Annotated in this window: 21 protein-coding genes; 10 read left to right on the top strand and 11 right to left on the bottom strand. The window is 44.7% G+C overall.

Annotation, left to right across the window (positions count from 1 at the left end; all coding sequences use genetic code 11):
* The first annotated feature begins 3 nt into the window (after positions 1 to 3).
* Positions 4 to 459 carry a tRNA adenosine(34) deaminase TadA gene (gene tadA, locus ACJJIN_RS12915; RefSeq protein ID WP_282933978.1) on the top strand — a complete coding sequence of 152 codons (456 nt, stop codon included), beginning with the start codon at positions 4 to 6 and terminating at the stop codon, positions 457 to 459.
* A complete protein-coding gene (locus tag ACJJIN_RS12910; RefSeq protein WP_282933977.1) occupies positions 446 to 883 on the top strand; it encodes an ion channel in 438 nt (145 codons plus the stop codon). Before tadA ends, ACJJIN_RS12910 begins: the two co-directional genes overlap by 14 nt.
* Positions 884 to 894: 11 nt before the next feature.
* On the opposite strand, the gene ACJJIN_RS12905 is transcribed toward ACJJIN_RS12910, so the two are convergent.
* Positions 895 to 1,998 (bottom strand): glycosyltransferase family 25 protein, encoded by a 1,104-nt coding sequence (locus ACJJIN_RS12905; protein ID WP_444894979.1) that lies wholly within the window; start codon positions 1,996 to 1,998, stop codon positions 895 to 897.
* Positions 1,999 to 2,278: 280 nt separating this feature from the next.
* Between ACJJIN_RS12905 and ACJJIN_RS12900 the strand changes: the two genes are divergently transcribed.
* A complete protein-coding gene (locus ACJJIN_RS12900; RefSeq protein ID WP_444894978.1) occupies positions 2,279 to 3,484 on the top strand; it encodes a multidrug effflux MFS transporter in 1,206 nt (401 codons plus the stop codon).
* 100 nt (positions 3,485 to 3,584) lie between these two features.
* Here ACJJIN_RS12900 and ACJJIN_RS12895 read toward each other — a convergent pair whose 3' ends face one another.
* On the bottom strand, positions 3,585 to 4,085 hold the full coding sequence (locus ACJJIN_RS12895; RefSeq protein WP_282933974.1) for a lactoylglutathione lyase family protein: 501 nt from the start codon (positions 4,083 to 4,085) through the stop codon (positions 3,585 to 3,587).
* Between the two features lie 90 nt (positions 4,086 to 4,175).
* On the opposite strand from ACJJIN_RS12895, the gene ACJJIN_RS12890 reads away from it, so the two are divergent.
* A complete protein-coding gene (locus tag ACJJIN_RS12890) occupies positions 4,176 to 5,045 on the top strand; it encodes a LysR family transcriptional regulator (protein WP_444894977.1) in 870 nt (289 codons plus the stop codon).
* Complete coding sequence (locus tag ACJJIN_RS12885; RefSeq protein WP_444894976.1) at positions 5,036 to 5,911, top strand: nucleoside deaminase; 876 nt, start codon at positions 5,036 to 5,038, stop codon at positions 5,909 to 5,911. The genes ACJJIN_RS12890 and ACJJIN_RS12885 overlap by 10 nt, the downstream gene beginning before the upstream one ends.
* A gap of 11 nt (positions 5,912 to 5,922) precedes the next feature.
* On the opposite strand, the gene ACJJIN_RS12880 is transcribed toward ACJJIN_RS12885, so the two are convergent.
* The gene (locus ACJJIN_RS12880; RefSeq protein ID WP_413664659.1) at positions 5,923 to 6,825 is read right to left on the bottom strand and encodes a LysR family transcriptional regulator ArgP; all 903 of its coding nucleotides are present in this window, start codon (positions 6,823 to 6,825) and stop codon (positions 5,923 to 5,925) included.
* 130 nt (positions 6,826 to 6,955) lie between these two features.
* Between ACJJIN_RS12880 and ACJJIN_RS12875 the strand changes: the two genes are divergently transcribed.
* Complete coding sequence (locus tag ACJJIN_RS12875) at positions 6,956 to 7,576, top strand: LysE/ArgO family amino acid transporter (RefSeq protein WP_444894975.1); 621 nt, start codon at positions 6,956 to 6,958, stop codon at positions 7,574 to 7,576.
* Positions 7,577 to 7,673: 97 nt separating this feature from the next.
* Here the strand turns inward: ACJJIN_RS12875 and ACJJIN_RS12870 are convergent, their stop codons facing one another.
* From ACJJIN_RS12870 to ACJJIN_RS12845, 6 genes are all read right to left on the bottom strand, one after another.
* Positions 7,674 to 8,780, bottom strand: a complete 1,107-nt coding sequence (locus ACJJIN_RS12870) for an acyltransferase family protein (RefSeq protein WP_444894974.1) — start codon at positions 8,778 to 8,780, stop codon at positions 7,674 to 7,676.
* A gap of 177 nt (positions 8,781 to 8,957) precedes the next feature.
* Positions 8,958 to 10,103: a patatin-like phospholipase family protein gene (locus ACJJIN_RS12865; protein WP_444894973.1), complete on the bottom strand. Its 1,146-nt coding sequence runs from the start codon at positions 10,101 to 10,103 to the stop codon at positions 8,958 to 8,960.
* Between the two features lie 548 nt (positions 10,104 to 10,651).
* Positions 10,652 to 11,671, bottom strand: a complete 1,020-nt coding sequence (locus ACJJIN_RS12860; RefSeq protein WP_444894972.1) for a cytochrome-c peroxidase — start codon at positions 11,669 to 11,671, stop codon at positions 10,652 to 10,654.
* 465 nt (positions 11,672 to 12,136) lie between these two features.
* Positions 12,137 to 12,514 carry a hypothetical protein gene (locus ACJJIN_RS12855; protein ID WP_444894971.1) on the bottom strand — a complete coding sequence of 126 codons (378 nt, stop codon included), beginning with the start codon at positions 12,512 to 12,514 and terminating at the stop codon, positions 12,137 to 12,139.
* 62 nt (positions 12,515 to 12,576) lie between these two features.
* Positions 12,577 to 12,936: a hypothetical protein gene (locus tag ACJJIN_RS12850; protein ID WP_444894970.1), complete on the bottom strand. Its 360-nt coding sequence runs from the start codon at positions 12,934 to 12,936 to the stop codon at positions 12,577 to 12,579.
* Between the two features lie 166 nt (positions 12,937 to 13,102).
* A complete protein-coding gene (locus tag ACJJIN_RS12845; protein ID WP_444894969.1) occupies positions 13,103 to 14,065 on the bottom strand; it encodes a GlxA family transcriptional regulator in 963 nt (320 codons plus the stop codon).
* Between the two features lie 114 nt (positions 14,066 to 14,179).
* Here ACJJIN_RS12845 and ACJJIN_RS12840 point away from each other — a divergent pair, with 114 nt between their 5' ends.
* Complete coding sequence (locus ACJJIN_RS12840; RefSeq protein ID WP_444894968.1) at positions 14,180 to 14,728, top strand: cysteine hydrolase family protein; 549 nt, start codon at positions 14,180 to 14,182, stop codon at positions 14,726 to 14,728.
* Positions 14,729 to 14,920: 192 nt separating this feature from the next.
* Here the strand turns inward: ACJJIN_RS12840 and ACJJIN_RS12835 are convergent, their stop codons facing one another.
* Together ACJJIN_RS12835 and ACJJIN_RS12830 are read right to left on the bottom strand one after the other, a co-directional pair.
* A complete protein-coding gene (locus ACJJIN_RS12835) occupies positions 14,921 to 15,238 on the bottom strand; it encodes a cupin domain-containing protein (protein ID WP_444894967.1) in 318 nt (105 codons plus the stop codon).
* Positions 15,239 to 16,464: 1,226 nt separating this feature from the next.
* Complete coding sequence (locus tag ACJJIN_RS12830; RefSeq protein ID WP_444894966.1) at positions 16,465 to 17,232, bottom strand: helix-turn-helix transcriptional regulator; 768 nt, start codon at positions 17,230 to 17,232, stop codon at positions 16,465 to 16,467.
* Positions 17,233 to 17,291: 59 nt separating this feature from the next.
* On the opposite strand from ACJJIN_RS12830, the gene ACJJIN_RS12825 reads away from it, so the two are divergent.
* The 3 genes from ACJJIN_RS12825 (at position 17,292) to ACJJIN_RS12815 (ending at position 21,257) form a co-directional block, all read left to right on the top strand.
* Positions 17,292 to 17,687, top strand: coding sequence for a DUF4345 family protein (locus ACJJIN_RS12825; protein ID WP_444894965.1), 396 nt, complete (start codon positions 17,292 to 17,294; stop codon positions 17,685 to 17,687).
* A 345-nt stretch (positions 17,688 to 18,032) separates the two neighbouring features.
* On the top strand, positions 18,033 to 18,689 hold the full coding sequence (locus ACJJIN_RS12820; protein ID WP_444894964.1) for a class I SAM-dependent methyltransferase: 657 nt from the start codon (positions 18,033 to 18,035) through the stop codon (positions 18,687 to 18,689).
* Between the two features lie 621 nt (positions 18,690 to 19,310).
* Positions 19,311 to 21,257 (top strand): aconitate hydratase, encoded by a 1,947-nt coding sequence (locus tag ACJJIN_RS12815; RefSeq protein ID WP_413664673.1) that lies wholly within the window; start codon positions 19,311 to 19,313, stop codon positions 21,255 to 21,257.
* Positions 21,258 to 21,288 lie beyond the last annotated feature (31 nt).

Below are 21,288 nucleotides of genomic sequence, written 5' to 3'. Positions count from 1 at the left end.
GTTATGGCGACTCCCAGAGACTTTGGATTTATGCGGCGAGCCCTGGAGCTTGCACAACTCGCTGCTGAGCGCGGTGAAGTGCCGGTGGGTGCGGTTTTGGTCCAGGATGGAAAAATCATAGGGGAGGGCAGTAATCGCCCGATTGGGAATTGTGATCCCAGTGCCCATGCGGAAATCGTAGCCCTGCGGCAAGCGGCAGATAAACAACAAAACTACCGCCTGCCAAACACCACTTTATATGTGACGATTGAGCCCTGTACTATGTGCTTTGGCGCAATGGTACATGCGCGGGTAGGGCGGCTGGTATATGGCGCTACCGAGCCCCGGGCCGGTGTTGTTGAGAGCCAGCTGGAATTGGCACAGGCCAGCTTTTTCAATCACAAGATTACGGTGGAGTCGGGAGTCATGGCGGAAGAGGCAAGCAATTTAGTGCGCGAGTTCTTTCATGATCGACGCTGATCTGGCATTTGCTTTCGTGGTGAATTCGATAGTTGTCGCCACGGTCGTCCTGATTCATCACGAAGTATTGAGTGCCCTTGCCCGGATTGGCCGCTGGATTCCGATCAAGCATAACCTGGCGATTGTGATGGGGGTGTTTGGCGCCCTGATCGCCCATGTGGCTGAAATATGGCTGTTTGCCTACTGTTACTACTTTATGGTGAATTCGCCTTACTTTGGCACTTTGGTGGGTAATTTTAATGGCAGCCTGTTGGACTGCGCTTATTTCTCATTTACCACTTATACGTCACTGGGTTTCGGTGATATCGAGCCCCTGGGGCACCTGCGTTTTACCGCTGGCCTTGAAGCCCTTACGGGACTGGTGATGATTACCTGGACCGCTTCTTTTATGTTTTTAAAAATGCAGCGTTATTGGGAGAATTGATCGCAGGGTTCTTAAGATTTAATTCGCGCCGTACGCCCCGTGGGCCGTATGGGTTTTTCTGCTGGATAGAACTCTTTTGAGTGGAACCTTAAATAAAAGTGCCTGCCCACACTGCGCCAGAGTTTTCCGAAAGGGTGCAGCCAATAGAGCCACCGGGCGACTTTCGTGCGGTGGATATTGGATTTAACAATATTGGAGATGTGCTCGTTTTCCCACAGAAGGTGGGGTTCAACGCCATACAGTTTTAGGTCAAATTGCCAGAAGTGATCGAATACCTTGTCGATGGGTTCGAAAATACGGCTGGCATATTTTAAGACTTTCTCCATACCGCGCCGGTTAATCAGATATCCCTGTGCTCCACACCACCCCCGCTCTGGTCGCACTAACTGATGAACACCATCATTCAAGGTTTGCACGACTTTTCGCTTGCGGACCTTAAGTCCCATCAGTCGAATCATCTCGATATTTTCAGGGAGTTGCTCTAACTCCGCTAAGACGCGGCCAAATGAGGATTCTAGCTGTACATCATCTTCCAGAATACAGACCCGGTCCAAGCCGGAGCGGTATGCCCGGCGAATTGCTCTCAAATGGGCGAGATAGCACCCAATTTCGGAGCTCTTGAGTTCGCACAAGTGGCGCCACCGGGTGACGTTACTCGCGATATGCTCACCTTCTTCCAGTTCTGGGGTGCCTGAGCGCCCATCAATCCCCTCAATCGTGTTGATATGCAGTCGCTGCATTTTCCCGGCGCTGAGTAACAGGTCAACGTCATCATTGTTTGGTTGCAGAGTGATAATCCAACAGGGGGTATTGGCGATATAGGGTCGCTGACGGCGGCCGCGCGGGGTAATTGGGCGTCTGGAGCTTAAAGGGAGGCGGCGACGTTGTCTTGTTGGTGGGGAAAGCGGGTGCCGCTTGGGCTTGTGGCTGGTAGCAGCCAGCAGTCCAGGCAAAAATTCCTGAGCTACCACAGTTGCTAGAATGACAGGGCTTTTCCACCAAGAGGCGCCGAAGAAGAGCCGCGCACCAAGGGGGCCTCCTGGACGCTTGGAGGTCAGGGCTGAAACACCTGTAGTTATACCGTCTGCAGACGGTATAGAAGCGTCATGGGCCATTAACTCCCCTGATCTTATGGTCCTAAGTTAAGTTGCTACGATTGAAGGTTAAGGTTTGACCTGCCAGTCCGAAAAGGATGAGGGAACTTAGTACTGGGGTGGAAGGAAAGAATACACCGTACTTGAGACACGCTGTGAATACATCCCTGTAAGCTCCTAATCGGCATCCATGCCTCATAGGGTCCCAAGTGCGGTGTATTCTTTCCTTCTCCCTTTTTAGTAATTGTGAGAGGTGTCTTGTAGAGGTGCCAAGGTGGAGTTGGTTCAATAGGGACTGTGGATGAACTCAGGCTTTATAAAAATGGCGTTGATCCTGGGGCTTTTGAGCTCTGTTGGTCCTATGGCCATTGATATGTATCTGCCTGCATTACCTGCGATGACAAAGGCCCTCGACACCTCAACCCAGGTCGCGTCCTATACGCTGATGGCCTATTTTATTGCGTTCGGGGTGTGTCAGATTTTTTATGGCCCCGCTTCCGATATGTTTGGCCGCAAACCGCCGCTCTATTTTGGTTTGCTGGTTTTTACTTTCGCATCTATTTGTTGTGCCCTGGCAACCACTATCGAGTGGTTGATTGCCTTTCGCTTCCTACAAGGGGTGGGTGCCGCTTCGGTAATGTCGATTCCCCGAGCAATAATTCGAGATTCTTATACGGGTACTCAAGCAACTCGCCTTCTTACCACAGCAATTCTTGTCCTTTCAATTTCTCCTATGTTGGCGCCATTAATTGGTAGTCTGCTATTAATTTCGTTTGGTTGGCGCAGCATATTTTGGGGGATATCCATTGCTACTTTTTTAAGTCTGATACTTGCTATTACGAGCCTTCGCGAAACCTTACCAATGAATAAGCGCATACCATTTAAAATAGGTGCGCTGCTTGAGTCTTATTCGATATTGCTACGTGACCCGATCTATATAGGGCTTACTTGTATAGGAGGGTTTGGTTTCGCCAGTGTACTTGCTTTTTTTGCGGCAGCTTCATTCTTATATACGAGTTACTACGGATTGACCCCAACCGAATTTAGCCTCGCCTTTGCTTTGAATGCGCTTAGTTTCTTCCTGTCGAGTCAATTTTCGGCAAATTTCGGTGCCCGTTTAGGGATGGTGAAGCTTGTGAAGTGGGGTGTGACTGGATTTGTAATAAGCTCGGTGACTATGTATTTAGTGATAGAGGCCGGTTTTGATCATCTCGTACTACTGATATGCATGCTTATCGTATGTAATATGTTTCTCGGTTTAGTTCTTCCGACGGCATTTATTCTCTCCATGGAAAGACATGGCCCTATAGCGGGAACGGCTTCTGCCCTGGCTGGTACTATGCAGTTGTCAATCGGGGCTGTAGCTATCCTGATAACCAGTTTGGTTTTTAATGGAACACCAGAATCGCTTGCTGGGGTAATTGCGGTGTGTGGAATTTTGGCCTTTGTGGTTTCTTGGTTGGTTTTGCGCAATGTAGTCAGTATCACAGCAGATCAGAGCGATTGAGTAATGTCAAAATAAATTAGGAAGCCTCTGAATAACTTCGTGCCGGTATTTCACTCAGCATCGTTCGAGTGATGCTGAGTGAATTCTGGAGTGCTTAAGATCAGTAGGCACCAGCACTGTAGATCAGCTCATAGCTGTGGCTGTAAATTTCCAGAATGTTGCCAAAAGGATCTTCCATATAAATCATGCGATAAGGCTTTTCACCGGGGTAGTAATAACGGGGTTCCGGCATACGTTTTTTACCACCGGCCGCTACAATCTTATCCGCCAGTTCTTCCAGGTTGGGGTCTTGCACACAGAAGTGAAAGATCCCGGTTTTCCAGTATTCAAAGTTATCTTCTGGGTTTTCCTGATTGCTAAACTGGAATAGTTCTACGCCAATCCGGTCCCCTGTCGATAAGTGAGCAATGCGGAAACTACCCCAGTTTGGGCCAAATACGTCGGTGCACATTTCACCGATAGCACTTTTGTCCTCTGTGATATCTGTGGGCTTCATAATCAGATACCAACCAAGTACCTCGGTGTAAAACTTCACAGCTTCTTCAAGGTTTGGCACTGAAATACCGATATGAGAAAAGGTTCTCGGGTATGCGTTACTCATAGCTGTCTCCTTTGTTGAATGCGGTTAAGTTACAGCCTCTGATTCATTACGTATAATTATCATTTGTAATATTTTTAAGTAGTATTCGTAATGATAAATCCAGTGTGGTTAAGAAGCTTCTGTACTTTAGCTGAAGAGGGGCACTTCACTCGTACGGCGGATCGCTTGCATATGACTCAGTCTGGGGTCAGTCAGCATATACGCAAGTTAGAGGAGCACTTAGGTGTCGCTCTGTTAGTCAGGCAGGGTAAGCACTTCACGCTCACGGATGCTGGTGATCGGCTCTATCGGGAAGGGCAGGGGATTATTCAGAAGCTTTCCAGCCTGGGGCAAATTGTTGGTGAAGATCCTCCCCATCATGGGGATGTGCGAGTAATGTGCCCTGGGAGCGTGGGGCTGAAGCTCTACCCCAAGTTGTTGTCCCTGCAGAAAATCCACCAGGGTTTATCGATTAGCTGCCGTTTCGCACCCAACCTGGATGTAGAGAAGGCCATTGCGGAAAACGGTGCTGATATTGGATTAATGACCAGCCCGCCACAAGCAGAGGAGATTGACAGTCGGCCGATCGCCAGTGAAAGGTTATTGCTAGTGACGCCGGCTGAAGTGAAAACCCCTGACTGGGAGTCGCTTTTAGCGCTGGGGTACATAGGCCATCCAGACGGTATACACCATGCGAGTCTATTATTGGGAGCGAACTTCCCACAATTTAGAAGTCTTGAAGCTTTTCAACAAAAAGGGTTTTCCAACCAGATCAGCTTAATACTGGAGCCCGTTAGTATGGGATTGGGTTTCACAGTTTTACCCGCCTATGCGGTAAGTGCATTTCGAAAGCCGAAATTGATTAAGGCACATAGCCTTGAAAATCCCGTTAGTGAGACGCTGTATTTGGCGCTTAGGCGCACCCAACTTGTACCCGCCAGAGTCAGGTTTATTATTGGTGAAATAGAGAAATGGCTTTAATCGGGCTCCTAAGTATCAAAAAGCTGAATATTTTTAGTAAAAATACTGGGTTGTTTCGCTCCCTGTTATTTTTTGCTCTATCACAACTTTCTCTTGTGGGAATAGCTAAAGCTGAGAGTGTTAAGGATGAGCAGGATAAGATACTGATGTTGTTGGCTTATTCTATTGTATTCCAGGACTGGGTCAGGCCTACTGATAAAAATAAAAGAGGCCATAATATTGGTGCGGTTTTATTTGATAATATTTCCAAACGCATTGGGGGAGTTCAGCTTAATTCGGTTTCAGTCTGTGAGGATAAAACCCAGCACGCTGAAGTGCGTGTAATGCAAAGATGTCTTGAGACAAAATGCTTAGGGCCTCAGACAAAATACTTAACTAATTCCAATGTCAGTATTTATACAACTCTTGAACCCTGCATGATGTGTAGTGGAATGATGATTTTCTTAGGCGTTTCACGTGTTGTATACGGGCAGACCGATCCCGACTACGGTAAAAGTATAGAGCGATTAAAGCAAAGTTATAATGGAAACTGTGGCAAGGAAAATTCCCAGTGTATCGTGGATAAGCCTGGAAATTATTACACTCGCCGTATAACGTCTGAACCGTCTAAATTAGTACAGAAAGAAAAGCTAGATGGAGCCTACTTCGCTTATGAGTTAAAGCATGGAGACCAAATAGTTAGCTTTTTATTGGGAGAGGATGCGAAAGAAATTTATCAGGAATCCTATCGGGACTTCAAAAATCTAAATGTTCGACATAAGGAAAATCAACCAATATATCATCAAGCACTCTCAACCCTAGAACAGCTGGAAAATGGTGAACTGCAGCTGGACTACTGTCCATACTGGCAGTTGCACCATCACTGAGTATTTGAGAACTACTGACTCAGAGCTTTTCGAGCATGTTCTGTGAGGTTGATAGTGATCTCTTTAATCAATTTCGATTTTAAGTTCCAAACATGCCAGTAAAGAGGAATCTTCAAATACTGGTCTTCAGCGAGTTTCACCAACTTTCCACTTTTTAGCAGGCTGGCGATCTGAATATCTGGCGCCATTCCCCAACCTAGCCCCAGAGTTAAGAAACTGAGGAAGCTCTTTGAAGAGGGGATTTCATGAGATGGGTACTGACCAGTCTCCACTCCCCAAAACTGTTTAAGGTAACGACTCTGCAATTGATCCTTATAGTTGAACTCCACTGTGGGAGCGTAGTGGAGCTCTTCAACTTTAATCGGGTCTGAAAAAAACTTCTTCTTAAAAGCCTTAGTGCATACCGGGTAATAGGCCATGTGACCGAGCAGTACCGATTGGCAGCCCTGGAGGTTACTGGTTGTTGAACTGATACAGCCAATGACTTCACCATTCTTCAGCAGTTCATGGGTAGCGTCCTGATCGTCGACCTTTAGATCCACGAGCAACTGCTGGGATCGAATCAATGGTGTGATGGCAGCCAGAAACCAGGTATCCAAGCTATCTGCATTCAGTGCGATCCGAACCTTATTCTGGTTGCTATAGCGAGTCTTGCCCCCCTCTGGATCGATATCAGTGAGAAGCTCTTGCTGTAACAAGTGCATTTGCTGGTAGTACCCCAGCACTTTGAGGCCGGCTTCAGTGGGCCGCAAAGGGTTGGAGCGTATCAATAGGGCTTGGCCAACCTGGCTTTCTAAGGCTTTGATTCGTTGGGAAATCGCAGACTGGCTGACATGGAGTAGGGCGGCAGCCTTGTCAAAACTGCGCTCCTCTACGACAAAGGCAAAGGCTTGGAGTTGCTTTAGGTCTAGCATAAGAATTTCTTATGATGGATCAGTATAATTAAGTTTACTTATTCTAGTTTGACTCTTAATCTCGCGCCACTATTCAGGCCCGCAGCCCTGCGGGCACTTCCAAATTAGAGAATGAAGCACAGGAGGCATCGTGTTTTCAGGGTTGTTGCTGGCGCCGCTCGCAAAAGGTTTTTTGACTACCATCAGTTTGATTATGGCGATCGGAGCGCAGAATGCGTTTCTGCTGACGCAGAGTATCCGTCGACAATATCACTTTAGTATCGCGGCTTTATGCGTACTGATGGATATTGCCTTGATCACAGCTGGTGTGTTCCTGGTTGCAAATCTCGCACAAGCGGGTGGCGACTGGATGATCTGGCTGACCTGGCTCGGTGCTGCTTTCCTGTTCTCCTACGGTGCCATGGCTTTCCGTTCGGCTTTCACTAACAAAGGTCTTGGAGAGCAAAAAGAGTGGATGAAATCCCGCCGCTCTGCCTTGATTACCGCAGTAGCCTTAACCCTGCTTAATCCACACGCGTATGTGGACACGGTTGTACTGATTGGCTCAGTAGGGGCGCAGTATGCTGGCAATGGAACCTGGTTTTTTGTGCTGGGGGCATGTAGTGCATCCCTGTTATGGTTCACTCTTCTTTCAGTGGGTGGCAGCATGATGCAGCCGCTATTTAAGAACCCCAGAACCTGGCAGGTACTCGATGTACTGGTGGGCATTATGATGTGGACTATTGCTATCAGCTTGTTGTGGGCGCAGTAGACACTCACTAATGGCTGCTAAAAATAGCTGTAGACTAATAAGTCTACGGCTATTTTTTTGCTTCCAGGCCCCTAACTTATTCCGATAGTTTTCCACACTAACTCCCCTTTAACATTTCCCCTGACCTGTTTAACCCGCCGTTTCGATCGCTCAATAAACGCCCAAATTGCATGCAGGGCCTCTCCACCAACCAATAAATGGCTGCCGCCAAAGCGAAGCTAAGTAGTGTTACTGCCACAAGCAACGTGGATAGAGAAATACTTGTAAGCCCTTGTCCCCAAGGTTGGCTTATGGCCCAGCTGACGAGAAAGACAACGATTAAATGAAACAGGTAAATGGAATAACTGATAGTCCCCAGAGTGGCTAAATGTCGTATTGGCTTTGGTGGAAGTAATACAAAAACGAGGAAGATAGCTAAAGCGATGAAATGAGATGATACAAAGCGGAGGGGAGTTTCGCTGATCGACCTACCTAGTAGGTGCATGGCCATAACGAGTAGTGGTATCGAGAAAGTCGAAACCAGGCCCCAAAGCATATAACGATAACCGCGCCTTGTTTCGTAGCAATACCTGAGTAGGGTTCCGCAGAACATAACTGCGATAGCAAAGGGGAGGTAAGTAGTGGTGGCGGGAAGCTGGGAAATTGGAGTGGATGATTGCCCTAAAAGTTGCATGCTGACAAATACCGATAGTGCCCCCCAGCACCCTAAGAGTAGATATCTGGGATTCCCTAGTAGTTGAAGGGTGAACATCAGTGCGCAGAGACAGTAAAAAAGCAGCTCTGCAGTGAGAGTCCAATATAGAATCTGAACACTTTCAAACCCCATAAGACCTTGCAGCATTGTGGTATTGGCAAGAATGGTAGATGCAGAGAATGTTCGGTCAGCGAGCAACCATGTAAGTCCGATAATTGCAGTCAGAGACAACCAGTAAGCAGGATACAAGCGGAAGAAGCGGCGGATAGCAAAGCTCTTAAGAGTATGATTAGATGCAAGAAGACTGTGGGGAATGACAAAGCCGGATATTAGGAAAAAGCAAAGTACACCTATCCTGCCAAAATCCAGTTGACTGATAAATTCAGCCAGTGCCGAGCCGTGCTGAGCGATGGATGGGGTGCGGATAAATACTTCACTACTGTGTTGCCAGACAACCAAAGTTGCAGCCAGCCCCCGTAGTACATCGAGATTAAGAAGGCGTGTGTTCATTACCGATGGACCATACCCTTGGTCAGTGTACTTTCATTCCGCCCAGAATATGATAACTATGCCTCTTGCAAAAGCCTGAGAGCTGAGAATTGTCAAGAAGAAAGGTAATAGTTGTCTGTATTTGCTGTGTACTAGGCTAGACCCAAGTATCTTAGTGATGATTGATTAACAGTAGCGCTATCCATTTTTTTTGAGCCTCTCGACGACTTGATCAATCTCGGCTTTATTATCCCTGATAAGTCTGTCTGATAAAACTTTTAGCTTATTACTTGCCTTGTAGTCAAACGGGTCAACATAGGGATTTACAAGTTCAACATTGAAATAGTTATAATTAATCCGTCCCTCAGGGGTGAGAGATTTCGCAATTTCCAGCGTATATAACTGTTGATTATCCATAGACCTTTGTACGTTCGAAATTAGGTCTTGGATCCAGTTAATTTGCCCCCAGTTTTTTAGGCTTCTATAGTCAGTTTCCGTGGTAGCTAGTGGTTGCGTGCCAGCCCCAAGGACTAGTACATAATAGTTTTTTCCGGGGAACTCCCTGATAATATCACGTAATACAATACTGGTGGGATTGTTAGCGTCTACGCCAGCATCGGCATAATACTGATGATGTATGTCTTGTCCGGTAGTCATAAAATCGACGGGGGGGAATACTGTTTCCGCGCTAGCTGCGGCTGTAACTAATTGGTAGAGTGTATTGGTGGGTAGGTTAGTAATTGCCTCGCCACGATTTTTGAATAAGTTGAGTTGGCCGGAGTGAATATTCAGAGAGGGCATTATGACGTAGTTCTTGAGGTCAGTGAAATTTTGCTTGTCAGTGTAGAGTTTTTCCATAGTGTTACTGAGGCGCTCTCCGCTAAATCGGGGAGAGATAAAACCATTAGCGGTCAGTAATGTGTGATACCAGGGAACTGAAAATACAAACTTGCTTTCATTGATATATAGATCGATTATTTTCCCACTTTGAGACAGATTACTTTCAGTTGACTTGTGGTTCACATTAAGGCCTGTGGCAATAATAGCCCCAGTTGATACTCCACTAAAAACATCAAACAATTCATCAATAGGTTTGCCAGTCTGCTCTTCAATATGTTGAATAACATAGAGTGGTATTAAACCACGTATTCCACCGCCATCTATGATAAGGATGTTAATAGTATCTTTGTCTTTAAGGGAAGCATTACTCTTAATGAACCCTTTAGTAACAGGGTGGGCGTCATACTGAATACTTTGGGTCAGTCGATAATTGTAGACGTACACCAAGCCTAAAAAGGCTACGATAACTAGTACGATGAGGGCTGACGCTAGCCGAAATCTCATTGATCTTCCTGAACGCTAAACTCTTAATACAGTGAGTGTGACAAATCAGATTAGTTTTATTTCTTTGGGTTATTTAAAAGTTACTTAAGGCTGTTTTCTTATCTTGCTTTGGGATTGTGATAAGAAATTAAGCACTATTGGCGGTTCTTATTCGAATGAGAAAAAAATTGTAATTTCTATTCTCTTAGTCCCTTATGGAAAATTTCACTATCTATAAAGCGAAAAGCACATAAAATAATCTGATGACTGAATGCCCAGGTATTGAACAGTAATTTAATGGAACTCTCTCAAGTCGGCGGCTGAAGGCTGTAAATTTCCCTTCGTATTTCATTTTACCGGCTTGATATAAGTATTGGTGGAGCGTTAGACATTATAAGTTAGTCGGTAACCAGGAAACCGTTTAGTCTACTGACTGCTGTGTCTAATGCACAAAGTAACCGCAGGGTTGAATGGTTACAAGTTATCAATGGGCTTGTGACTGGGAACCCGTGAGCTCAGCCAAAATTGATTAGCGCAAAAGATGCCCACCCCGAAGGGTGGGAAATATTTTAATGAGCTTGATGTTCTAAAGCGTTTAGGAAAGTTGCAATATCATTTACCTGTTGTGTGCTCAATTTCTGTCCCAATTGATACCAAGCCATATCATAAATTGCCTGCTCAATGGTTTCTACACGTCCGTCGTGGAAGTAAGGAGCGCTTCTGCTTACGTCGCGTAACATTGGAACTTTAAACATCATTTTATCATTCTCAAGGCCTGTAACTTTATATCGACCTAAATCTTCTTGGTGTGGATATTGGTTGACCAGCCCCATCTTCTGGTACATGTTTCCACCCAAGGTTGCGCCATTGTGGCATGCTGAACAACCAGTGTTGATAAAGGTTTGCAGGCCCTTTAACTCACTTTTTGTCATAGCCTGATCATCACCATTTATAAAATCATCAAAACGATCATTTGTAATCAGTGTGCGCTCAAACGCAGCTATAGCCCCAGCAATATTGTCGTAAGAGATAGCATTCTCTTTACCAAAGGCGTGTTTGAAACTTTCTTGATATTCGGCAATTTTTGAAATCTTTGCCTCAACAGCCTCTTCTGAAGGCATTCCCATTTCTACAGGGTTTAGAATTGGACCTTTGGCCTGTTCCTTCAGGTCCTCTGCGCGACCATCCCAAAATTGAGCCACCTGGAATCCGGAATTCCAGACCGTTGGAGAGTTTCGGTCACCCTTGGTGCCAGGTAAGGCTCCCGGTGATGTCGCTTCATTGTCAACGCCCGAGCCGTTGTAGTTCCCTACTTGATGGCAGCTGTTACAGGACTGGCTATCATTGACTGAAAGCCGTTTGTCCATGAACAGTGTTCTTCCAAGCTCAACCATCGCTGGGGTGTCACTCTCACTGCCTGGCATAGTTTCTGAGAGAGTGCCGAACATAATTTTGGATTGTTGACGTAATTGATTTATATCAACTTCGGCCGTTGCCGATACAGTTGTTGATAGCAAGCTTGCTGCCGCTATCAAGCCGCCAATGATTGGAAGCTTGAGATCTCTTTTCGAAAAAATTTTCTTAATCACTTTGGTGTCTCTCCCACATCTCAAAAAACAATGACAACTAACCTATTTTTAATCAAATCTAGGCGGCGCCACTATATAGGGAAGCTCGTTCGGCTGATACCATGATTTAACAAAAAAAGCTGTAGATTTTTAGAACATCCAGAATTGGTCACAAAATATTTTTTTAAATATTATTCAGAACTTGGCCTATACATTGAGTGCACTGGATTTGATGAGATTGAAGTCTTGCTATTTGCCTTTAAAAATTGCAGGATAATTTCTGAGATGGCGAGGAAGTGTAGGGTTTAGGGGATAACTATCAGTATCTCTAAAGAGAAATGATTCGTATTTCTGCTAGCCGGTTGGTGGAGTAATATCTACTCGAACGATAAATGACTTCATAACTATCTGAATGTGGTTAACTTTTGAATTAGAGCTTTTAGGTTTCAGGAAGCTTTTAATCTTATTGTTATATCAGGTTAACTTTTATATTGGTCTACGTATTCTAAATAGAGGCGTTTCGCTACCTATCAAGCTGCCGGGCTTAATAAGAGTCTCTTCGATTATTCCGCTGCAAGGGCTGGGCAGCTCAATTGTGCAAGTTCCAAAATCGGCAACGAGTATCGTTTGTCCACCGTAAATTGAATAATCAACACCAACTATGATTTCTACTACCTCACCAAGCTCTTTTGGGCGGACTGAGCCCGTCAAAGGTTCTTGTTTGTGTGGAATCGAATCAAAAGAGGGTGCGCGTACAATTCCGTCTGTTGGAAAGCGCTCTTCCTCTGGGGATATTCTTTCGCCGCTTTCAATGGAACTTATGCCAAGAGCACCATTTATATAATTTAGTATGAATTTCCACATGTCTTTCTAAGTTATTTTATAACTCTATCTTGCTTTAAATGGATAAAGTTATCTTTGTCGAATTACTTAGGGCTACTGACAAGAGAAAGGTCTCTGATGAATATTGTATCTGGATCATCATCATCTCTCCAAGCAATGCCTTTATCCAGAATGATTCCTTGAGCTATCAAAGAATCAACAACTTTATTTGTTACTTCTTTATAGTGTTCAAGGTCGCTTCGCGATCCGTTGATAAACGGCCAGTCGTCGTATGTATCTGATACAAAATCCACGTTATCATTGTGATGTTGAGCCTTGTACCACTTTACTATATAAGCAGATAAGGGGTTACTAAGAATTTCACCCATAGTATTGACGGGTAAATGAAGGAATATAATCTGCTCTTTTTTTGTATTATTTACAAGTGAGTATCCAACTGTCATATTTATTCATGTTTAATAATGGGTGTTTTTTGATAGGATATTACAGATTCAAGTTTTTTTCGATTTTTTTAAGCACTCCTCTAAACTCGATGCTGTATGGTTAAATTAATCACTTCTCAGTGAGTTAAGGCATTTGGAACATACAGGACTCAACCTTTCCCGAGAATTACATTTTAGAGCCACCTGAAAATCTCTGTCGATACTCCCTAGGGGAGAGGCCGGTCTGTTTGTGAAACATTTTCCGGAATGCGCTGACGTCCTCATCCCCCACTTGCCAAGCGATCTGTTCGACTTGCAATGTGCCCGTTTCCAATAGTTCGCGAGCCTTTTGCAGACGTTGCTGTTGAAGATATTCGGCGGGTCTATAGCCGGTAACCTTTTGAAATCTTCGTAGAAAGGTGCGTTCGCCCAGATTGGCGAGTTGAGCCATCTCTGCAACAGAGATTGGTTGTTGATAATCCCGGTGAATTTGCTGTTGTACTTTTAAAATTGCTTTATCGCCATGATCTAGAGGAGGTAGAAAACTGCGGTAATAACTTTGGTAACGGGTACCCGTATCCACCAACAGGAAACGTCCCAACTCCATAACTATATGGGGAGGCATGTATCGTCCGACCAGATGTAACCCAAGGTCAATCCAAGACATTACACCTCCTGCGGTGACAAGATCCGGGTCTGCAATCAGGATGGAATCGATATTCAGCTCTATATCCGGGAACTTCTGCTTAAAGGCATCGGCCAGTCGCCAGTGAGTGGTCGCCTGGCGTCCATCTAATAGTCCTGCGTCGGCCAACATAAAAGCCCCAGCACAAGCGGAACAGGTTACGGCTCCCTCTTTGTGCCGCTCTAACAACCAGGTACAAACATCTGTCGGTGGTTCCATGTACTCCTGACCTTCCAGTACCGGCGGTACAATAACGATATTTGGGTCTTTAGCAGCCCCTTTTTTCTCGGGTATGACTTTTCCGTCATTAATTAGCCAGCGTGATACCTCAAATAGCGCCTTGGGTTCTGGAATTGACTCCTGACAGATGTGGTTTGCGGTTTGGAACAGGTCGATTAGGCCATAAGTCGCCGACTGAGCCGCTCCGGGGATCATCAGTATTGCAATGTGGATTGTTTGGGTCACTAGCCCCCCTGTCAGTTCTTGCCCGTTTTATGTCGGTCTTGCCACGCCTGTATCTTAGCCCATCGCCCTAACATGCGCTTGTACATTTCAAAGACACAACCAAAGGACAATCTTATGAGCAAGACAGCGCTAATCGTCGTCGATATGCAAAACGACTACTTTGAAGGCGGAAAGTGGACTCTTGAAGGCATTGGCCAAGCATCAGACAAAGCCGCAAAAGTACTGGCTGAGTTTCGCAAAAAGCAGTGGCCAGTTATTCATGTTCGCCATGAATTTCTCAGTGAGGATGCTCCATTCTTTATTGCCGGTAGTGAGGGTGCGAAAATACACAAAAGCCTTCTGCCTGTTGAAGGTGAGCCGGTAGTACTCAAGAATGAAGTTAACAGCTTCAAAGGTACGGATCTTAAAAAGCACTTGGATGAGCTAGGTGTTAATAAATTGGTCATTGTCGGTGCGATGAGCCATATGTGTATCGATGCCATTACCCGAGCGGCAAGTGACTTTGGCTATGAAAATACCGTTATTCATGATGCTTGTGCCAGTCGGGACATGTACTTCAATGGTGTCGATGTTCCCGCTGCACATATACATGCAGCTTATATGGCGGCACTACAATTTGCTTATGCAGAGGTTATCAGTGCTGACGAATACTTAACGCAGTAATTAACTCGCCTGCACTTTAGCGTTAAGCCACACACGATACTGCTATACCTTTATCGATAAGGACTTTAGGCTTTATAAGCCTAAAGTCCTTCTTCAAGCTGCATGTTCAGCTCTATTTCATGATAAATTACACTGCATCTACAGGTTGCCGACTAGGCTTTTAAAGGTCTTAGTTTATGTGCGTGTAGAGATTTAGATTGTTTTATCTTTAAACCAAAATTCAATTTCATCTGTTTCGACTTCAAAAGTCGCGGAGTGCTCTACATTTGCCGGTACGTGGTACCACTGTCCAATGCCAATCCGTTGGGTGGCACCATTCATGGTGAGTATTAGTTCCCCCTTTGTGATAACGCCATGATTATCTGTGTCATGAGTGTGGGGTGGAATGAACGTTCCAGCTGGATATGATGCGAAAAGAACATCACTGTTTTCTGCCTTAAGCTTGTAAGCATCAAAGCGACCATCGTAGAGAGGTAATTCCTTAATTTTATTTGGATAACTGCCTGGCATCTCTGCTTCCTTGTTGAGTGCGTATAAAATAGTTTTGGGCCAAAGGTCCTGTAGGTAGAGTAAATCACCATCCTAATAGTTCCAAGACTATTTTTACTAACTTTGTAATTGCTCTTTTGGTTTGTTCTTTTCCATTGCTATGCGAAAGGATGGAGTTTTGGAAATAGCGTGCTAATTATCCGTCTAATTAAGAAGTAGCATGCCGCCATTAATAACCCAATATTTAATGAGATAAATAATTAGTGGAACAAAATGGAGTCAGCATTAAGTGCTCAAAATCCACCTTACGCCACTCTCAAAAAATCTCATATTGACTACCCAATAGGAAGTGATAAATGAGCATGTCGTTACCCCAAGAGCCACTTTTATTTGACCAAATCTCCATTGCTCACGAATTCCTAAGTATATCAGTATTCCTATGGTGGTTAGCATCATAGGCTCGTAAAAATACCTAATAGGAGCATTGAAGGGAAATAGAAATAAACCGTAGATAAGCCTTCCTAGTCCCGGCGGTAGTATAGCTACCAAGCTCAGCATCATGCAGAGCATATGCTTTTGGGGAGACTTTCGGTACTGGAACCCAGATAGCAGAGAGAATACAAAAAGTGGTAATAAGAATAAGTCAACCCAATATACAAGTTTAAATATTTCACTCTTCTCTAAGGTTGATTCAATAGTGCTGAAAAATGCCCAGTATGAAGTGCCTATAAATAATGTGGCAACGACAACTGACAGCCAACCTAGATATTTATGAAGAGATGTGCTCCCTTTGAGCATTAAATAAGACTGTAAGCACATGATTCCAATCCATAGAAGGGAAACTATTCCATGGATATGATGCATTGTGGATAGGTTTCGGTAAGCCATAACATAACTTGGTGTGAATCCAAGAATAATGATTGTCGATAAGCCGCAGAACCAAAAGAAAAGTGACCTAGGATTCAAATGGCTATCCTCATGTACCTATACCTAAATTAAGAGGCTTCTTTGTTTTAGGCGATGGAGTTAATGGTTGGCAGCCATCCTAGCCATACTTATAGAGCTATGCAAATATGTATCTCGCTACAAGTCAAATTAATAGGTCAACTCTGTGGGTTTCTTGGACTTGTATCGTCAGTACATATAGTAACGTATACAATTTATTTGTTATCGCCCTTGGCTAAATATAAGGCTTATTACTTATACTGCTCTAAGGTGGTTTTCGATGAAGTTCAAACATAATGACCTTAAGATGGAGGTATTTTATCTCTCTTATGTTTAAATTTAATAAGTGGAATTAGCTTGAAGTCTTCATTCAGAGCCTGAATTTTCCTAATCCTGTCACAGCGAAATACCCGAATATCCTCACGGAGCTTGTCCCAGGCTAGGATGTACCATACGGGATAACTAAGAAAGAGGTAGTGGGGTTCAATAGTTCGTAGTGTTTCTTTTCCGCTTTCGTCACAGTAGGTGATCTTTATGCGTTGAAGCATTAAGAAAGCCTGGTGGAGCTTCTCGACAGTTTTACGCTTTGGAGTTAAGAAATTTGAGAGCACAACCTCGGAAGCTGATTTTCCGATGATGATACGTGCCTTTATACCATTCACTTTACTTTTCATGGACGATGAAAAGGAAGCCATTACCTTGTGGCGGATGCTACTTAGGTGTGCCATAAAGAGGGGGGACTTCATCTGTTCAGCAATAGCCAAACTGATCATCAGGTCAACAGCCTCTGTATAGTTTAAGTTGACACGACCAACGCCCCAGCGCTGGTCCAAACGGATTCCACCACCGCGTCCCACATCCGTTTCAATCGGCAAGCCTCGGCTTCTCAACACCTCTATATCTCGATTCAGCGTCCGAATGCTAACGCCCACTTCCTTGGCAATTTCACCAATCGTGATGGGTTCGTCCGACTTTAATCGGGCAGTGATAACTTCAAGTCTATCTATTCGTGAGAGGGTAGATGTGCGCATAGTTATCAAAATATGCCATATAGTGTCATATTTATCCATAACCTATACCTCGTTCGGTGATATTGAATGATTACAAATTGATTGGAGGTTTTGGGTATATGGCGAAGGCAACTATTGGACGGTGTATTTTAGGTATCTTAGCCCTGTTTTTTATGGGGACTGGATTGGTTCTTATGATCAGTCCATCTGTCATGCTGACCCACACATTTATCGAACCTATTGATTCTGTGAGTGGGCTATCGAGTATTCGCTCTCTTTGGGGCGGGACAACAATCGCAATTTGGGCAATGGTTCTTCTTGGAGCGATAAGATCTAACGTGGACTATATTATGGTTGGATTTATTGCATTGATGTTGGTTCTAGTTGGCCGATTAGTAGGCTATTTTATTGATGGATCTTATCCAGAACTTATCCCTACAGTGGTCCCAACAATTGTGGCTACTGTCATTATGATAATTGCTTGCAAGCTCATGGCACATACTGTGGATGCTTAAATGTCGTTATAAGTGCAATCTAACCAAATTAAAGATAGCAAGTTCTAGTTTGCTTAATTTGCAATCTATTTTGGATAGGGGCACTTAAAAAACAAATTTTCATATTGAAGTGATTTGCATTGTAGGAAATACTGAGATGCGCAGGCAGAATATCTTAATAGGTATTCTGCCTACCCCTATTTTTACCTAATATAATCGAGATAGATATTGAGCAAAAGGGTAGTGTAGAATAAGTTGTATTTTACATGTATGTTCAAAACAAAACGGTTACCCAGGTAGTGATTGGTTAATTTAAAGAATAAATTATCTGGTTAGTATTTTATTTTTGACGCTGAAGGAATAGTAATGTCAAAAGATCCAAAGCTTGTTGCTGAGCAGCTTAGAAAACCATCTGGTACATTGGCCTCAGAAACCGCGCAACAAATGAACAAAGCGAATGAAGCAACGAATCTTGCCGCCTTAACGGCTCTCAATGTGGTAGATGGTGATTCTGTTCTAGAAATTGGTCCGGGCAATGGCAAATTTGCAGTCGACGTAATTCGTAAGGGATCTTCTGTCCGCTATACCGGTATTGATTGGTCGAGCGATATGGTGGCAACCGCAAAGGGTCTAAATTTTGAATATATAGAGTCGGGGCAAATGGACTTTTTAGTTGGTAGCTCAGAAAGCCTGCCGTTTGCCGATAAACAGTTCGATAAGGTTCTAGCCGTACACACAATATACTTTTGGGACACCCTAAAAAATCATCTAGCAGAGATCTCCAGAGTACTAGCACCTAAAGGAAAGTTATGCCTGGCTTTTGGCGATAAATCTTTTATGCAAAATCTACCGTTCACTCAATATGGATTCAGGCTGTTTGATGAGGGTGATATTTGTACCCAATTGTCTGATACTGGGTTTAAAGTTGTATCCCGCGGGAAGCACAGTGAGTATGGAGAAAGTAATACAGGGCAGCTTGTGGAGAAGAAAATTAATATAATTGTGTGTGAGCTGAATCCATAAACAATTGCCAATCTTGGGAAATTGTGTCTTTCCCAAGAACACTTTTTATTTTTACTGATTAAATAGAAGTTCTGGATTGAATTAAACCCCTATCTTCTAGTAATTACTCCCCTATCGACCGTATGTGGCTGCATATACTCAGTCATTTTTCAGAGATTACAAAACTGCGGAAGCAAACGGTTCAGGTAGCGCTAGCGTATGTTAGGGTTACTAAGAGTCCGTGGATATAGCATTGGCGCTTACATAGTCCTGCAGCTATAACGGTGCTTCAGCCGAGGAAGCTAGGGAGCCTCTGAATAACTCCGTAATGCCTCTGCGGGCCTTGAAGGCTGCAGATGTTAGGCGCAGCTCGCCGGGAATGGCCGTAGCCCTTTGCAAGAGCTGCAACGCAGCAGCTGTGGCCTTCAAGGACCGCCCTTTGGGGCTTGCAGAGCGATTCACACTCCGCGTTGCGACTTCTTGAAAGGTCTAGACATTCCTGCGAAGCCGCGCCTTGATTGTGAACCGCTCTGCATGCCAGAGGTGTCACGGAGTTATTCAGAGGCTCCCTAGAGCTACAATGATCAAGATCTAGTTATATCAATACTAGAAAGCTCCAGCTCACTCACCGGGTATCCCTTTATGCCTATGAATCTTGCGCAGAAACTTATCCAAAGCCACCTTGTGAGTGGATCAATGGAGCCTGGCAGCCCAATAGAGATAAAGATCGATCAGACGCTAGCTCAGGATGGGACGGGAACACTTATTATGTTGGAGCTTGAGGCACTTGGTTTGTCTCAAATCAAGACTGAGCTTTCAGCACAATATGTAGACCATAACCTGTTACAGACGGATTTTAAAAACGCCGACGATCATATATTCCTGCAAAGTGCCTGTCGTAAATTTGGAATTTGGTTTTCGCGGCCCGGTAATGGTGTCAGCCATCCAGTACAGATGGCTTGTTTCGATGTTCCTGGTAAGACATTACTTGGCGCCGATAGCCATACTTGTGCAGCGGGTTCTATGGGGATGCTGGCGATTGGAGCCGGTGGCCTACAGGTAGCAATGGCCATCGCAGGCGTCCCTTTTGCACTGAAAATGCCCAAAATACTCGGTGTGAAGCTCGAAGGTGAGCTGCCGCCATGGATTAGCGCTAAGAATATCATTCTGGAAATGTTACGTCGGCAGTCTGTTAAGGGCTGTGTTAACAAGATTGTTGAATATTACGGCCCCGGCCTGGATAAATTGACAGCGATGGATCGTCATGTGATTGCCAATATGGGGCAGGAAATGGGCGCTACCACCAGCGTCTTTCCTGCCGATGAAGCAGTAAGGGCTTTCCTAAAGCAGCAGCATCGTGAAAACGACTTTGTCGAAATGAAGGCCGATGAAGGTGCTGGTTATGACGAAGAAGATACTATCGATTTATCAAATCTCGAGCCGCTAATTGCTTGTCCATCAAGCCCAGACAAAGTTGTGACGGTCCGTGAAGTGGAGGGCCGTCCTATCTATCAGAGCTATATTGGCTCTTCTGCCAACCCAGGGTTGAGAGACTTTGCGATACCTGCACGCATGGTTTCAGGTCGCCGAATAGCCGATGACGTTTCCTTTGACATCAATCCAACCTCACGTCAGTTACTCGAAGAGCTCAGTCGGAGTGGAGATCTGACAAAATTGCTACAAGCGGGAGCTCGCTTGCATCAAACTGGGTGCGGTGGCTGTATCGGCATGGGGCAGGCTCCCGCCAGTGGCGGTATCAGCTTGCGCACGGTCCCACGTAACTTCCGTGGCCGCTCAGGCACCGCAGACGACCAAGTCTATTTATGCAGCCCCGAAGTGGCCACTGCCAGTGCGTTAAGAGGGGTGATCACTGACCCTCGTGACCTGGATATGGATTACCCCAGCTTCCATGAGCCGGAATATCTACCTGATATACGTCCGTTATTGCAGCCACCTCAAGAAATCCCAGTAGCAGTTGAGTTGATCAAAGGGCCAAATATCAAGCCCCTTCCTGATTTCGAAAAGCTACCGGAAGTTTTAACTGGCCCATTATTGCTGAAAGCAGGGGATAATGTTTCCACTGATGAAATATTACCTGCTGGAGCAGAAATCTTACCGCTGCGCTCAAATATCCCCGCCATCAGCCGCTATACATTCTCACGAATCGATGAATCATTCTATGATCGGGCAGTGAAGCTCAATGGAGACTGTTTTGTTGTCGGTGGTGAAAATTATGGACAAGGCTCCAGCCGTGAGCATGCGGCGGTATCTTCACGTTTTCTTGGGGTGAGGTGCATAATTGCAAAAAGTATGGCCCGTATACACCGGCGTAATCTTATTAACTTCGGTGTGCTGCCATTGCTATTTGAGAATTTTGATGATTACAATCTTCTTCAACAGGGGGTAGCTCTTGAAATTGACAATCCAATTGCACAGATAAAGTCAAGCAGTTCAATTAAGTTAATAATTAAATCATCAGGAGAATGTATTAACTTGCGGAGTGATTTGGCTAAGGACGAAATTGAAGTGTTGGAAGCAGGAGGTATGATTAATCAGGTAAGAGAAAAATACCTAAGCTCTAATAAGTAGTATGAATTTCTATAGCTGTAATTTGATAAAG

The organism is Microbulbifer maximicatervae (SeqCode) (assembly GCF_052467505.1).
Note: the sequence above shows the minus strand (reverse complement) of the source record. Positions and strands in the feature narration are given on the sequence as shown.